Raw genomic sequence first — 16,079 nt, 5'->3', positions numbered from 1 at the left:
AAACTAAAAAAAGCACAGTCAGTACGCCGTAAAACTTATTAACGTTAAACGGTGGTTGTTGATAATGCTTTAGCTACCCTTATTTGCTTTTAGTACCCTAATGAAATTACCTCCTAATATCTGATCTACATCCTGTTTGCTATAACCAAGTTTGATCAACTCTGCAGTAAGCTTCGGGTAATCGGTAACACTGTCTAACCCTAACGGATAAGACTCTGCACCATCAAAATCAGATCCTATGCCAACATGGTCCGCACCGATTAACTTCACCATGTAATCGATGTGTTTAATAAGCAGGCTCAAAGGCGGCCTAAGCTGATCGGCCTCTGCTTTATTGATAGCATTTAAGCGAATGCTGGCAAGGTCATAATCGTTATAAATTTTTATAAGCGAATCCAGTTGCGGTTTATGCTTTGCCAGGTAAAGCTCGTGCCTGGCATCGTAAGTGCTATCTAAAAAGCCGCTATAAAAATTGATAAAGACAACACCACCATTTTTGGCTATTGCCTTTAATTGGTAGTCCTTTAAATTACGACGATGGGGAGCCAGTGCGTAAGCGCAGCTATGCGATGCAATAACGGGTTTTGTTGTAAGGGACATTACATCATTAAATGTTTGCTCACCAGGATGAGAAAGGTCTATCATTACGCCAAGCTTGTTCAGCTTTTTCACTACCTGCTTGCCAAAATCGGTAAGTCCCTTATGTTTCAAAGTGTCGCCGTGCAACACTTCATCCCGGGCAGATGTAGCCCATGAGGTGCTGTTATTCCAGGTAAGGGTCAGATAGATCATGCCACGCTTTGCAAGGCTATCGATATAATCCAGCCTGTCTTCTATCATGTGACCACCCTCCACGCCTATCATCGCTGCAAGCTTACCTTGCCGTACGGTCTGTTGCAGATCAGCAGCTGTGCGCACCAGTTTTATCTTGGCGGGATAGCGTTTAATTAAAGCGTCGAGCGAATCTATCTCCCTGTTAGCAAACCTAAAAGCTGTACCGTTGCCGTACTGGTCGCCGCACCATATAGAGAATACCTGACCCCTTAAGCCGCCACGCTTAGCACGAACCAGGTCAAAGTTGCCGTTGGGCTGCAGTTTGCCCAGATCAACTCCTGTTATCAGTTCATTTGATATAGCATCATTATGGGTATCAATAAGATTTGCTTTTTGATGTAACTGATTTGAATTTTGTGCGAAAACGCTGATCTGTGAAAACAATATCACAACCAAAAGGTAGTATTTCATAGTGTAAGTTAAACAATTGGCAGTTAATTCGGCTAATTTACTTACTTTAGCAATAACCAATTAGGGCGGCTCCAATTTCGCTCTGTACCTATTTTATTATGAAGTATTTAAGAAAGGCTGTTGCCATACTTTTATTTATAGCTATTTGCTGCGAAACTGCAGTTGCACAACTTATTTTCGATTTTAAAGACAAACATATAAGCGAGATACGCAACCGCGAAATAGCATCTAACAGTAAACTTGTTACGCCATCATCTACTTATATGAACCCGCCGGGTATTGCAGATCCTGTAGTGTTTGAGCGCCAGGAAGCTACGGTGCCTAATTTATGGGTTTACTATTTCCCTAACGCGAAAGATTCGACCATCAATAACGTAATGTATGAGTGGGATGACAGCAATTTCACATCCGATCATCATTCAACTACGCAGCCTATATCTGTGCTCAATAACTACATTACCAAATACAAAGAGCTGCTTAAGCAAGTGGGCGACACTTATGGCAAGCCACAAACCACAGGCTCACTTGATGACACCTCGTTAATTGAAGCAGGAAAGTTTAAAAGGAAAGATGTTTTTACCAAAAACGGAACTGAGGTAGAGATGTATATCGTATTATCTAACAAAGAAGTAACCAGCGGCATTGTAACCATCAGCCCCACTCATAGAATAAGAATGTATGTTAGACCAGCAAGTATTTAATTGTTGAGTTATTTAATTACTGAATTATCGAATCATCTATAATTCAGTAATCCAAAGTTCATCTACGTCAGATCTTTATCTTTAAACCAAACCTCATCGGGTTTGAGTTCGATATTTTCCATAAGGCTTACCAGTTCTACAGGGTCGGCAGACGTAAGTACCAGTTTGCGGTTGGCCGGTTTCAAAAACCGCTGCTCAACCATCACATCCATTTGCTTCAGCAGATTGTCGTAGAAACCGCTAATGTTAAGCACCCCTACCGGGTTGTTGTGTAAGCCCAGCTGCAGCCAGGTAAGCACTTCAAAAAATTCTTCGAGCGTACCAAAACCTCCCGGCAGCATGATGATGCCGTCGCAAAGATCATTCATCATCTGCTTTCGCTGATGCATATTATCAACCACATGCAGTTCTGTGATTCCCATATGCCCGACTTCCTTATCCATCAAAAACTGCGGGATAACACCAATCACTTCACCACCTCTGCTAAGCATCGCATCAGCAATTAAGCCCATTACCCCTACTTTGCCGCCACCATAAACCAATTTGATGTTCTTTGCTACAAAAACGTCAGCCAGGGTTTCTATAGCTTGCTTAAGTTGAGGATCGCCGTTGTAATTGGCACCGCAGAAAATAGTAATGCTATGCATTTAGTTGATTAGAGATTAGTTAATTGGAGATTAGGGCTTTTGTATTTAGAATTTGGAGATCAGAGTTTAGAATTTCACAAATCTAATCTCTAATCTCCAACCTCTAATACCTTATCTTGAGGTATAATTCGGTGCTTCTTTAGTTATCGTGATATCGTGCGGATGGCTTTCGCGCATGCCGGCAGCAGTGATACGAACAAAACGGGCTTTTTGCAGATCCTCGATAGTTGCAGCGCCGCAATAGTGCATACCTGCACGCAGGCCACCAATGTATTGATAAACAACCTCGGCCATGTTGCCTTTGAACGGCACCCTACCTACAATACCCTCCGGTACCAGTTTGGTGACCACATCAGTCTCGTCCTGGAAATAACGGTCTTTTGAACCTTTGGCCATTGCCTCGATAGAACCCATACCCCGGTACGATTTAAATTTACGGCCTTCGTAAATAATGGTTTCACCCGGCGATTCTTCAACACCTGCAAACAACGAACCTGCCATAATGGTACTTGCACCCGCAGCTATGGCTTTAACCATATCACCGGTTTGTTTGATTCCACCATCAGCAATAACCGGGATGCCGGTACCTTCAAGGGCTTTAGCACATTCATAAACGGCGTATAATTGTGGTACGCCTACACCTGCAATAATGCGGGTAGTACAGATAGAACCGGGACCAATACCTACCTTAACGGCATCGGCTCCAGCTTCGGCAAGGGCTTTGGCTGCATCGCCGGTTGCTATGTTACCTGCTATGACCTGCAGATCAGGATAAAGTTTTTTAACCGCCTTAACCATATCAATAACTCCTTTTGAATGGCCATGAGCTGTATCTACGGTAATTACATCAACACCTGCTTTTACAAGGGCAGTAACACGGTCAATGTTATCGGCAGCAACACCAACGGCGGCGCCAACACGCAAACGACCAAACTCATCTTTACAAGCGTTAGGGAATATTTTAACTTTTTGGATGTCCTTATAAGTAATTAAACCAACCAGCTTACCGTCTTTATTAACAACTGGCAGTTTTTCAATCTTATTATCCTGCAGAATAGCAGCTGCATCCTCAAGAGTTGTACCTTCCGGAGCTATGATCAAATTATTTTTGGTCATTACCTGGCTCACAGGTACGGTAAGGTCTTTCTGAAAACGAAGATCGCGGTTAGTAATGATACCTTTTAGTTTACTATCTGCTGAAACGACCGGGATACCACCTATGCCGTACTCGCGCATGATATTAACTGCATCAGACAATAAGGCCTCTTCTGATAGTGTTACTGGTTCCTGTATCATGCCGCTTTCAGAACGCTTTACCTTGCGTACCTCATCAGCTTGTGCTTCTATGGTCATGTTTTTATGCAGCATGCCTATACCGCCCGCCTGCGCAATGGCAATAGCCAAACCAGCCTCGGTAACCGTATCCATCGCAGCCGAAATAATTGGGATATTTAAGCGGATCTTTTTAGTTAAAAAAGAACTCGTGTCAACTTCGCGTGGTAAAACTTCAGAGTATGCGGGGAGTAACAATACGTCGTCGTAAGTTAATCCTTCGGCGACAAATTTAGATGGGTCTAACTGCATAGCAAATAATTATATTGGAGTTATTATTTGCCGGGCAAAGATACGTTCAAGGGTGCAAATATGCAAATAGATTTGATGTGCAGATTTCAAATGTGCAGATTGTTGGTGGAAAATTAAACGTCTATGACATTCATTTGCACACCTGCACATCTAAAATCTGCGTAGCTCCTAATATTTGCCTACCACAACTTTATAAAAGTTTTCAAAATCGTAGTACTTGTTAGCCAAAGCTTTTAACTCGGCGGCGGTTATATTCTTTACAGTTTCAGCGTAGCGGTCATAGTAATCGTAATCCAGGCCAGAAAAATAAATGTTCTTGAACTTATCAGCATGGGACATTACGTTCTCCAGGCTGCCTAATAGCGAACCCAGCATAAAGTTGCGGACAAGCGAAAGTTCTTCGTCCGGGATCACCTCTGTTTTTAAAAGATTGATCTCCTTCTCTACTTCTGTTAGCGCAGCTTTGCAAACATCTGCCCCAACCTCGGAGGCAATGAAGAATGAACCGGCATTTTTAAACGATGCCATCCCTGATCCGATACCGTAAGTGTAGCCCTTATCCTCTCGGATATTGCTCATCAACCGTGATCCAAAATATCCCCCTAAAACTGTATTCAATACTTGTAACCCTGCAAAATCAGGGTGAGACTTTTTTACAAAAGGTGTACCTACCCGTATGGCAGATTGCAAAGCGTCAGCTTTTTCTTTGTAGATAAAATGCTCGCTTGCCGATTTTACTTCGGGCTGCGTGGTGTCGCCTTTTGATGTTTGATTATTCCAGTCGTCTTCAAAGGTATTGGTTACGGCGGCAATTACCTCCGCACCTGCCTTCCCGGCTATAATGATGGTGCAATTACCTGGCTGATACATCTGCTTAAAATGTTGCAGCATATCCTCCCTGTTGAGTGACTGAAAATCCTCTGCCTGCGCAGCAATACCGTAAATGGTATCTCCAAAAATAGCCTGGTTGAATAAGCGGCGGGCAACAAAATCATTCTTCTGCAAGCTTACCTGTAATTTTTGTTGCTGGTTACGTTTGTAAGTAGCCAATTCCTTTTCCGGGAAAATTGAATCGGTTATTACTTCTTTAACCACTGGTAATGTGGCATTAAGATGTTTGGTAAGGGTGTAAAGCGTAACCTGTGAACTATCAGAACCATAATCAAACTGCAGGAACGCGCCGTAAAAGTCTATCTTATCGGCAATTTGTGCAGCAGTCATGGTAGTGGTGCCATCATTAAGCATGGTGTTCACAGCCACATTCAAAAGCGGCTTAGCTGGATCAAAACGCAGATTGCTGAAAATAAACTCGATACGTACCAGTTCCTGCTCTCCTGAATTGAAGATGAACATTTTGGCGCCGTTATCAAGTTCTTTACGCTCCGGGTGAATAAGGTTTATATTTTCAACGCCATTAAATTGTGGCGGTGTTATTCTGTCAAGTCCAGTCATTTAGTAACATTTATGCAGCCTTTACGGGCCGCTCTTAAGATCAATTTTCGGCTTCGGATAGTTCGGGTTCGTTTACGCTGTTCCCCTGTTCTGCAAGGTAGATCAGCGTTGATGAGTTTTCCTTACGGAAGATATTTAACGCCTGTTCTTTTATCTGCGATGGCGTTACAGCTAAAAACTTAGCGGTTTCGTAGTTAAATTCGTTGGCATCGCCTAACAACTCGTAATAAGCCAGGTTCATGGCCTTATCCAATAAAGACATTTCTGAGAACACCATGGTAGATTCGGTTTTGTTCTGCACCTTGGTCAACTCATCCAATGGCACATCTTCTGTCTTTATCTTTTCCAGTTCGGCCCAAAGCGCGGCTTCCGCATCCTCCATACTTACACCTTGTAGCGGCTTGCCTTGTAACACAAACATGCCTTTATCAACACTGCCCGTAATGTAAGCATGCACCTCGCTGAATAATTGTTTCTCTTTTATCAAGCTTTTGTATAAGCGCGACGAATTTCCGCGGGAAAGAATGTCCGAGATCAATTCTGCCGGATAATAAGCGGCATCTGCCCGGCTACACATCTGGAAGGCAATGTAAATATCATTAAGCGGCACTTTGCCGGTTGTAGTTTCGCGGCGGGCTTCGTGCTGTGCAGGTTCCTGAGGCAGGTTACGTACGTACTTTTCACCTGCAGGGATATTACCAAACCATTTTTCGGCCAATTCTTTTACCTGCTCAGTAGTTACATCTCCACCTACAACCATTATAGCATTCTGCGGATTGTAATGCTTTTTAAAGAATGCCTTTACATCTTCTATCCTGGCATCCTCAATGTGTTTAATGGTTTGCCCGATAGTTGCCCAACGATAAGCATGTGTTTTATAAACCAGCGGGCGAAGTTTTAACCAAACATCGCCGTAAGGCTGGTTAAGGTAACGTTGCTTAAACTCTTCTATCACCACGTTGCGCTGCACCTCCAGACTCTTTTCGCTAAAGGCAAGACTAAGCATACGGTCGCTCTCCAGCCAAAACGCAGTTTCAATGTTTGCTGATGGCAGGGTGATATAATAGTTGGTAATATCGTTGCTGGTAAAGGCATTATTCTCGCCCCCTACGCGTTGCAACGGACCATCATAATTTGGAATATTTACAGATCCGCCGAACATCAAATGCTCAAATAGGTGGGCGAAACCGGTACGTTCAGCATCTTCGTCGCGGGCACCTACATCATATAGGATGTTAAGCACCGCCATTGGGGTTGTATGATCTTCATGGACAATAACGCGCAGGCCATTATCAAGTGTAAAGCGATTGAATTTAACCATGTATATTAAATAGTGGTTAGCAAATGTATAATTTTTAGTAAGCGGTACTATACATACTATGTAAGTTTTTCAGTTGAGTTATTACTTATTGGGCCTACCGTATAATTTACGCAATTTATTTTTCGCCTGCTCCAGCGGGCGCTTCTGCGATTTGGTAAGGTTTTTACCCGCCCGGTTAATATAAAAGTTAAGCAATGACATGGCACTCTGAAAAGGTGAAGCTTTTCGCTTATGGCTCTCCTCAGCAGAGTCTTTTAATGATTCAGCGATCTTCTCAGGATCTTTGGTTTTAAAGATATTTTCCTTCAGATCAAGTGCATCACTGGCAGCGGTAACCTTTGCCGACCACCTGTGTGTGTTCCTCTTGTGCTTACCCTTAACCGGCATAATTTTCTGGTTTATATTTAAGTAAGTTTGATAGCGTAAATAAAGTTTTTGTTAATGTTATTTAGATGTTAACCAATGTTATTTAGATGTTAACCAAAGAGTCACTTATTAAAGAACTTTCCAATATTCGCGGAGCGAAATTCATAGAAAATCTTTCTATTAAGGTTATGGGGGAGAATTTCGACATCAACCAATTGGTTGATGTTACCTTTCATCATAATCACCAAATAGGCTTTAGGGCATGTTGGCTGCTGGATAGCGTTTTTCATTTACAGCCCGAAAAGTATGCTGCCAATATTGGCTACATTTTATCGCGAGTGCCAGATGTTACAAACCCAAGTTGCGAAAGACACTTTGCACGAGTGCTGATGTTGCTTACCCGTGATACCGCTCCTGTTAACATACGCGAGCAATTGGAAGCCATAAATTTAGAACCAGTAGTCGAAAAATGCTTCGACTGGTTGATAGATCCCAATGTGAAAGTGGCGGTTAAAGCTACTGCCGCGAAGGTTTTGTTTAATCTAAGTATACGATATGATTGGATAAAAGAGGAATTAGCTAACCAACTGCAATTTTTAATGCGCGACGGAACTGCAGCAATACAAGCAAGAGGAAAAAAGCTTTTAGCTTTAATTCAAAAGTAAAAAGTCAAAATTTAAAACGCTTCGCAATTTGTGAAGCCCAAATTTTGACTTTTTACTTTTGAATTTTGACTTAAAAAACTTTAGTTATTCGACGGTCTGTCTGAACCATGCAGGTTAGTACTCACCTGTTGGTGGTGCAGCTTGGCTGCTATGGCCGATGAACTATCGTTAGCGTAGGTACCATAAGCATTAACCAGGATACCTTTGATGCCGTATTTAGCGGAACTGATGCCGTAAACAATAGACATATCGTCCGGGTTGCTTTGGCCTTCAAAACGATAGAACTCATCTATCTCAAAATCGTCGGCGGTCATGTGTATATCTTGGGACTTGTCGTCGATAGTGTCGCCTTCAAGGCTTAAATTTTGCGTATAACCTCTTTTAGTAAGGTCGTTAGTGGCATCCACTAATGTTTCGAAATTTTTCATGATTGTAGCGTTTATGTGATAATGATGTAATATTATTAACTCAAAAAACATCATGGTTGTTTCAGCCGGCAGTGTTATTTATCGTAACAAGATTATTGATCAAATAAAATAGCAGGGTGCATTGCGCTACCCTGCTACACTTCAGAAACTTGTGTATTTTATTGTGCCTTTGCAGCCCATAGCGAAGCGTTTAGATGCAACGCCGGATGCGAAGTGAAACCCGAAGGTGAATCGCCAGACCAGCCGTTAAATAAATTATCGTTAGGATCGCCGGTACCATCATCAGATGGTGAGCTATCGCCGATAAAGAATATACGACCGCTACCGTATGTTGACAGCAAAGCCATTACACCTGTGTTACCACCATTTGTTGAACTTGTTCTCCAGAAGAGGCCTTGCACATTGGCATTGTTAGATGGTGTAAGCGTTGCTGTAGAACCGTTGTAAAAGGCCAGCTTTGAAGCAGTACCCGCAGCACCGTTTAATACTTTCGCTGCGTTAGCATTGGTACCCGTGTAAACGTTGCTTGATGGTTTTTCGCTGATGTCAACATAGTTCACAGTGAAGCCAAATGGGTTGTTATTGTTAATGCCGTTATTGGTCATCAGGTCGTTCCAAACACGTGGAGAATCATAGCCATCTCCATCGCGGTCTGATGGATTGTAGCCGTTAGCATCGGTACCGGCAGTTGTAGCAGCGGTGTGGTCTGCCACCATGACCAAGCCACCGCCATTTGATACGAAATTCATGATGGCAGTTTTTTCAGACGCACTAAATAAACGGTTAGGCTCAACAACTACATAAACATCGTAATTGCTTAGATCCTGTGGATTTGATGAATTACCGTAGGTTAGTGCTGTACCTACCGGGAGTGTTTCTACCAGTTCGCCTTTTTTCACCAGTTCTACTGCCCATGCAGACATGCCGCCGGTCCAGTAAGTTTCTGATGTTGATGAGGTAATACCTGTGTAAGACGGCGTTGGATAACGCTGCGCCTTTAGCTCAACGGTTGTGCCACCTGTGTATGAGGCAACGTTTTCAGTACCATCGGCATCTATCTGCCAGTCTGCACTACCTGCATTTTCAAGATGGCTGGCATCAAACAGGAATTTCTTACCGGTAATAACGGTACCACTGCCGCCACCGCCGGTGCTGCCATTATCGTTAATGGTGATATCGTCGATATTGATTCGGCTGCTGCCACCGCTCAGTTTACGGATCTCGATACGTACGGTGCCGCTCACTGAAAAAGTGAAGGTTTGCGTTTGCAGCGTTGAAGTTGTGGTTACCGCAGAGCCCGCCTGTGTCCATGAACTGCCGGCATTGGTTGAGTAGAACAGGCCCCATGAACTGGCTGCATCACCGCTGTATGTAGCACTTTTTACCGTTACACTGCTGATACCGGTTGTAACATCATAAAGCATGGTGATCTTACCCGTATTACGGATACGTGCCGACCATGAGCCATTTCGCTGATCGGCTGAAAGGTTACCTATCAATGCATCATATAAATTCCAGGTATTACCTGATAGGGTTACATTATCGCCTGATGAAGAACCTGTGGGCGATACGTCATAAGCTGTTTTAGGGCTGGTTGAGCCAACCTCAAAGCCCTGGGTTAGCGATACTGCCTCAACCTTAAGCGTTCTTGCGGTGGCTGCTTGTGTCGTTGCGGCTTTAATACCTGCCTGCTCGGTAGCTTTTTGGCATCCGGCAGCCATAAAACTGGCGGTCATTAATGCCAGCGCATTAATTGTAATTTTGTCGAAATGTTTCATAAAAGGAGTTTAATTAGTAAATGTTTAATTATACGTTTAAAGCTCCTGCTTAAGTTGCATAAAGTGATTTCTTAAAGATTAAGTTATTATTAACTTATTTGACCCATTTCATAGATAAACAAAAAAAGCCGCCCTAAGGCAGCTCTTTCTTTAAATTGTGTTTATGAATGGCAGACCGGCAAATTCATCAATCAATCACATAGCCGTGTAACGTCCGGTCTGCTATCGCTCAGCACTTATTCTTCATTCGCATTCATAAAAACAAAGTTGTTATCAAACATATCAAGTTTTATCTTACTGTCCCTATCCACCTTACCTGCAAGTATCTGTTTTGATAATTCGTTCAGTATCCGTTTTTGTATCACACGCTTCAATGGGCGCGCACCAAATTGCGGATCGTAACCTAATTGGGCCAGCCAGTCTAAAGCTTCGTCGGTTGCCTCGATAGTTACACCCATTTCGGCCAATGTGTGTTGAACCTGTTTGAATTGAAGTTTCACAATATCCCCTATCTCATCACGGCTTAGCGGTGTAAACATGATGATCTCGTCTATCCTGTTTAAAAATTCCGGACGGATAGTTTGCCTCAAAAGGTTAAACAACTCGTTCTTGGTTTTCGCTATCACCGCTTCTTTATCGCTGTCCTCAAAATCCTGGAAGTTCTCCTGGATGATGTTTGAACCGATGTTAGAGGTCATGATGATGATGGTGTTCTTAAAGTTTACCACCCGGCCTTTATTATCTGTTAAATGTCCGTCATCTAAAACCTGCAGCAATATGTTGAACACATCAGGATGTGCCTTCTCTATCTCATCCAACAGCACCACACTATAAGGTTTACGACGAACCGCTTCGGTCAATTGTCCGCCTTCATCATAGCCTACATAGCCCGGAGGCGCACCTATCAACCTGGATACGGCATGACGTTCCTGGTACTCACTCATGTCTATACGTACCATGGAGTTCTCATCATTAAACAGGTACTCGGCTAAAGCTTTTGCCAATTCTGTTTTACCAACGCCGGTAGTACCCAGGAAGATGAATGAACCAATTGGTTTACGTTTATCCTGCAAACCGGCACGGCTGCGGCGGATGGCATCGCTGATGGCCTCAATAGCTTCTTCCTGCCCTGCTACGCGTTTGTGAAGCTCATCTTCCAGACTTAACAATTTTTCGCGCTCGCTTTGTACCATTTTACTAACCGGGATACCTGTCCAGCGTGATACCACACCCGCAATGTCATCAGCAGTAACTTCCTCTTTCAGCATGCGGCTATCGTCCTGGTTTTCCTGCAAGGCGGCTTTAAGTTCTTCAACTTCTTTTTGCGCCTGTACAATTGTACCGTAGCGTAATTCGGCTACTTTACCATAATCACCTGCACGTTCTGCCTGTTCGGCTTCCAGCTTGTAGTTTTCTATCTGCTCAACCTTTTGATTTATACCGTCAACAATATCTTTTTCGCCCTGCCACTTGGCACGTAACGAATCGCGTTGTGAGGAAAGGTTAGCGATCTCTTCGCTTAATTCTTTTACCTTATGATCATCTTTCTCACGTTTGATCGCCTCGCGTTCTATCTCCAGTTGCATAATGCGGCGTTCCAGTTCATCAACCGCTTCAGGTACCGAATCCATTTCTAAACGCAATTTTGAAGCAGCTTCGTCCATCAAGTCGATAGCCTTATCCGGCAAAAAACGGTCTGATATGTAGCGCTGCGACATTTCAACTGCAGCTATGATAGCTTCATCTTTAATACGCACCTTGTGGTGTGCCTCATAACGCTCTTTCAGTCCGCGCAAAATTGATATGGCGTCAGCCGTATCCGGCTCATCAACCATCACCTTTTGAAAACGGCGTTCAAGAGCTTTATCCTTTTCAATATATTTTTGATATTCGTTAAGTGTGGTTGCACCTATCGAACGTAACTCCCCTCTTGCCAGTGCAGGTTTAAGAATGTTTGCGGCGTCCATAGCACCTTCGCCGCCACCGGCACCAACAAGGGTATGTATCTCGTCGATAAACAAGATAATATCGCCGTCGCTTTGCACAACTTCTTTGATAACCGCTTTAAGGCGCTCTTCAAACTCACCTTTATATTTGGCACCCGCTACCAATGCACCCATATCTAAAGAGTACACTGTTTTGCTTTTCAAACTCTCAGGTACGTCACCTTTAATGATACGGAAGGCAATACCTTCGGCAATAGCAGTTTTACCAACGCCGGGCTCACCCACCAGTATAGGGTTATTCTTTGTTCTGCGCGACAGGATCTGTATCACACGTCGAATCTCTTCATCACGGCCAATAACCGGGTCCAGCTTGCCACTCTCGGCATACTCGTTAAGGTTACGGGCATATTTATTTAAAGCATTATAAGTAGCTTCTGCGTTCTGGTCGGTTACCTTGTTATCACCGCGAAGGCTTACAATCGCTTTTTTAAGATCTTTTTCATTTACGCCTGCATCTTTAAGGGCACCGGCTGCTTTATCACTGCCGGATAAGATGCCAAGTAAAATATGTTCAACAGATACAAACTCATCCTTAAATTCTTTCAGGTATGATTGTGCTTTCTGTAAGGCACTGTTTGCATTTGCCGACAGGTATATGTTACTGCCGCTCACTTTAGGGAACGACGCTATTTGCTCGTCAAGGGTTTCGTTAAGCCTGTTAAGGTTTACATTAAGTTTTTTTAACAGGTAGGTGATAACGTTTTCATCAACCAAAAGCAACCCCTTAAGTAAATGGGCCGGCTCAATAGCTTGTTGCTGATTGCCGGCTGCAATTTCGGAAGCTTTTTGTACCGCTTCCTGGGCTTTTATGGTAAAGTTGTTAAAATTCATAGCGATAAGTTATACTCAAATTTATTGCCATTGCAGGTTTACTAAGCAAAACCTGAATATTTGGCATTTAATTTAAAATTAGCAAGACAAATTGTCAACCCGACTGACTATTTCAATCAAACCTATTTGTTATGGAACCTGCATTTTAATAACTTTGGCAAACCCTGACTATTAACTTTGGAAACACATTTTTTTGCCAAGCTTGCCCCTAAGTACCGCGAACCCTATCGCAATTATTACACGTATCAAAATTTGCAAAGCGTACGTACGGCCAGCTTCATTTTTCTATCACTCAATGTTATCATCAGGATACTATATCACTTGTTTCCGGAGAGCCTTACCAAAGCACAGAATTTCCCGGAGTTTAACTTTATAAATTGGCTATTTATTGGGATAACGCCTTTTTTTTACCTGTTTGCGCACTTACTCGTTTCAGAAATGCGCAAAACCAAACGGAGCACAAGCTTTATGGAGCTCTTCGTTTTCGTCTTCGCTATCTATATTGTTCTCTGCGGAATGTACTCGAGTTTTATCTCCACATCAGACCCAAGCAATAGTTTAACCCTTTACCTCATTGCCTTGAGCGTTGTTAGTATGCTATTTACCTTTGAGTATTACGAAACCATTGTTTTACTAATAGGGATTGAGCTGCTGTTTACCATTATGTGCTACCATGCGCAGGTAAGCCCTACAGAAATGGTTTACAACCAAATGATATCGGCCATTTTGTTAGCCGGATTTTACCTCACATCGCGCTACTTCTTTAGCTACAAAGCAAGCTACTATGGCCAGATAGTGGAGATCCGCGAGCAAAAAACACAGATAGAAAAAGCTAACGCTTTTAAAAATCAGGTTTTGGGCACAGTTGCGCATGACCTGCGTAACCCTATCGCTGCCGTTGAATCGTTAACCATGATGATGGCGCTTGATGATATTGACGAGGATACTGAAGATAACCTGAACATGATGCGCGAATCGTGCATAAAAGCGCGTACTATTATTGACGACCTGCTGGATGCTGCCCGCAACGAGAATGCGGGGCTATCAACAGAGAAATTGCAACGCACTGATATTAATAAATGCTTACAGGACATTGTAAGCACCTGGAAGATACAGCAGGGTGGCAAAGAGAACGTGCTGTTGATAAGCAACGTAAAATCGGCCCTTGCAATGCTGAACCATGAGAAATTCCCGCGTGTAATGGATAATCTGATCAGCAATGCGCTTAAATTCTCTAAAGCTAGCGACAAGGTGGAGGTGTATCTTAACCGCGATAAGCGGAATCTGGTTATTCAGGTTAAAGATTATGGAACGGGTATACCTAAAGATATGCTCCCAAAAATATTTGAACGTTTTTCAGGCGCAGGTCGTACCGGCTTGCGCGGCGAGCAATCAACCGGTATTGGATTGAGCATTGTGCGCGATATTGTAAACAGCCACAACGGAACCATAACCGTACAAAGCAAAGAAGGCGAAGGAAGTATATTTACGATAACTTTGCCGGAAGCACAGTAGCTTATCGTTAATATATCATGGTTCTTAGTAGCTGCCATGAACTATTATCTATGAACCATAAACACCTCATGAACCACTATCTGTAAAGAACTTTTCGTTAAAATTTACCAGATATAATTCATTTGTTGCACGAGTACAGGCGGTATAAAACCAGCGAAGAAAATCTGTATTTACCATTTCTTCGGTAAGATAACCCTGATCTACAAACACGGCCCCCCATTGGCCGCCTTGCGCTTTGTGGCAGGTAATAGCGTAACCAAATTTCACTTGCAAAGCATTATAATAAGGATTCAATTTCAACTCATTATACTTGTCGCGCTTGTTAGGAATATGGTCATAGTCTTTCATAGCCTCCTCGTAAAAGCGGCGTTGGTCATCAGCCAATAGCGCCGAGGCTTCTGAGTAAAGGGTATCTAAAAGCACCTTGCAATCTAATATGGGGTCTTCGGCATAATCTATAAACTCCAATTGAACATCTGCAAAGCGAAAGCCATACATTTCCTCAAAGCGTCGCACTTTTTTTACCCGGGCTATATCGCCGTTGGCAATAAATCCGGTGCTGCTGTCTTCCTGATCTTTTAGCCAAAAATAGTTATTACGTACGATCATCAGTTGGTCGCCGCCTGTGAGTTCTTCTTCGCGGTAAAGTATGCGGCCCCGGATCTGTTTGTTGTATAAGTTAGCGTTTTTATTGCTCCTGCAAATGATCAGCGTATCATCGTTACCATATTTGTTATAAGCATAATTAAGCCCTTCCTCCAGCATATCACCACGCATGCGGTAAACATCTTTGTAGCCTTTGGTAACAATGCGCGGCATCACTTCCTTACCCTGCCTGATGATGTTGCGCACGTTGGTTACATTATGTAATATGCCCGATTCCTTTTGCTGGCGAAGTACATCGGTAAGTTCATAAGTATGCACTTCTAACCCAAAGGAATCTTTCATCAATTTATAATCCAGCGCAGGGCTGTCTATTGTACCAACCGGCGGCAACTGGGCGGTATCGCCAACAAGTATTAATTTGCAATTTTTGGTGTTATAAACATAATTCACCAGATCGCGCAATAGCGTCTCACGATTACCGCTATTGTGTTCATTAGATATCATGGAGGCCTCATCAACAATAAACAACGTATTGGCGCTCATATTCTCTGCCAGTGCAAAAGCCTCGTCAACGTTTAAGGCTGATTTTTTCCTATAAATACGTTTGTGAATGGTAAATGCTTTACGGCCGCTGTAGTTGGTTATCACTTTGGCTGCCCGGCCTGTTGGTGCCAGCAAAACCGAGCGGAAATTATATTTGGGCAAAGCTTTTACCAACGCACCAACAATAGTGGTTTTACCCGTACCTGCATAGCCGCGCAAAATGAAGCATTCGTCGCCATCGTCGGTTGCCAAAAAATGATGCAGCTTGTAAAAAAGCTCCTGCTGCTGTGCCGTAGGCTGGTGCGGAAAGCTTTTGCTGATGTGTTCGGTACCGTCCATAGCACAAAAATGCCAATAACTATGTTAATGTAGGTAATTGATAAAAAATATT

General features: G+C 43.0%; 13 protein-coding genes. 3 read left to right on the top strand and 10 right to left on the bottom strand.

What is annotated here, in order from left to right:
* Positions 1–69: 69 nt before the first annotated feature.
* On the bottom strand, positions 70–1,245 hold the full coding sequence (locus FPZ42_RS12575; protein WP_146271906.1) for a dipeptidase: 1,176 nt from the start codon (positions 1,243–1,245) through the stop codon (positions 70–72).
* A gap of 98 nt (positions 1,246–1,343) precedes the next feature.
* On the opposite strand from FPZ42_RS12575, the gene FPZ42_RS12570 reads away from it, so the two are divergent.
* Positions 1,344–1,946, top strand: coding sequence for a hypothetical protein (locus tag FPZ42_RS12570; RefSeq protein ID WP_146271904.1), 603 nt, complete (start codon positions 1,344–1,346; stop codon positions 1,944–1,946).
* Positions 1,947–2,008: 62 nt separating this feature from the next.
* On the opposite strand, the gene FPZ42_RS12565 is transcribed toward FPZ42_RS12570, so the two are convergent.
* The 5 genes from FPZ42_RS12565 to FPZ42_RS12545 all read right to left on the bottom strand — a co-directional run bounded on the left by FPZ42_RS12565 (position 2,009) and on the right by FPZ42_RS12545 (position 7,337).
* On the bottom strand, positions 2,009–2,593 hold the full coding sequence (locus FPZ42_RS12565; protein ID WP_146271902.1) for an LOG family protein: 585 nt from the start codon (positions 2,591–2,593) through the stop codon (positions 2,009–2,011).
* A 111-nt stretch (positions 2,594–2,704) separates the two neighbouring features.
* Positions 2,705–4,177 (bottom strand): IMP dehydrogenase, encoded by a 1,473-nt coding sequence (gene guaB, locus FPZ42_RS12560; RefSeq protein ID WP_146271900.1) that lies wholly within the window; start codon positions 4,175–4,177, stop codon positions 2,705–2,707.
* 168 nt (positions 4,178–4,345) lie between these two features.
* Positions 4,346–5,629, bottom strand: a complete 1,284-nt coding sequence (locus FPZ42_RS12555; RefSeq protein ID WP_146271898.1) for a M16 family metallopeptidase — start codon at positions 5,627–5,629, stop codon at positions 4,346–4,348.
* Positions 5,630–5,669: 40 nt separating this feature from the next.
* Positions 5,670–6,950, bottom strand: coding sequence for a M16 family metallopeptidase (locus FPZ42_RS12550; RefSeq protein WP_146271896.1), 1,281 nt, complete (start codon positions 6,948–6,950; stop codon positions 5,670–5,672).
* 81 nt (positions 6,951–7,031) lie between these two features.
* A complete protein-coding gene (locus tag FPZ42_RS12545; RefSeq protein WP_146271894.1) occupies positions 7,032–7,337 on the bottom strand; it encodes a DUF3175 domain-containing protein in 306 nt (101 codons plus the stop codon).
* 86 nt (positions 7,338–7,423) lie between these two features.
* Between FPZ42_RS12545 and FPZ42_RS12540 the strand changes: the two genes are divergently transcribed.
* Complete coding sequence (locus tag FPZ42_RS12540; protein ID WP_146271892.1) at positions 7,424–7,981, top strand: hypothetical protein; 558 nt, start codon at positions 7,424–7,426, stop codon at positions 7,979–7,981.
* 80 nt (positions 7,982–8,061) lie between these two features.
* Here the strand turns inward: FPZ42_RS12540 and FPZ42_RS12535 are convergent, their stop codons facing one another.
* From FPZ42_RS12535 to clpB, 3 genes are all read right to left on the bottom strand, one after another.
* On the bottom strand, positions 8,062–8,409 hold the full coding sequence (locus tag FPZ42_RS12535) for a phosphoribosylpyrophosphate synthetase (protein WP_146271890.1): 348 nt from the start codon (positions 8,407–8,409) through the stop codon (positions 8,062–8,064).
* 158 nt (positions 8,410–8,567) lie between these two features.
* On the bottom strand, positions 8,568–10,187 hold the full coding sequence (locus tag FPZ42_RS12530) for a hypothetical protein (RefSeq protein WP_222431578.1): 1,620 nt from the start codon (positions 10,185–10,187) through the stop codon (positions 8,568–8,570).
* A gap of 236 nt (positions 10,188–10,423) precedes the next feature.
* Positions 10,424–13,024: an ATP-dependent chaperone ClpB gene (clpB, locus tag FPZ42_RS12525; protein WP_146271888.1), complete on the bottom strand. Its 2,601-nt coding sequence runs from the start codon at positions 13,022–13,024 to the stop codon at positions 10,424–10,426.
* A 177-nt stretch (positions 13,025–13,201) separates the two neighbouring features.
* Between clpB and FPZ42_RS12520 the strand changes: the two genes are divergently transcribed.
* A complete protein-coding gene (locus FPZ42_RS12520) occupies positions 13,202–14,539 on the top strand; it encodes a sensor histidine kinase (RefSeq protein ID WP_146271886.1) in 1,338 nt (445 codons plus the stop codon).
* Positions 14,540–14,605: 66 nt separating this feature from the next.
* Here the strand turns inward: FPZ42_RS12520 and FPZ42_RS12515 are convergent, their stop codons facing one another.
* Positions 14,606–16,027: an ATP-dependent DNA helicase gene (locus FPZ42_RS12515; protein WP_146271884.1), complete on the bottom strand. Its 1,422-nt coding sequence runs from the start codon at positions 16,025–16,027 to the stop codon at positions 14,606–14,608.
* Between the last annotated feature and the right edge of the window lie 52 nt (positions 16,028–16,079).

It is taken from the genome of Mucilaginibacter achroorhodeus (assembly GCF_007846095.1).
GTDB classification, from domain to species: domain Bacteria; phylum Bacteroidota; class Bacteroidia; order Sphingobacteriales; family Sphingobacteriaceae; genus Mucilaginibacter; species Mucilaginibacter achroorhodeus.
The sequence above is the reverse complement of the archived record's forward strand: the minus strand, read 5'-3'. Positions and strand labels throughout refer to the sequence as shown.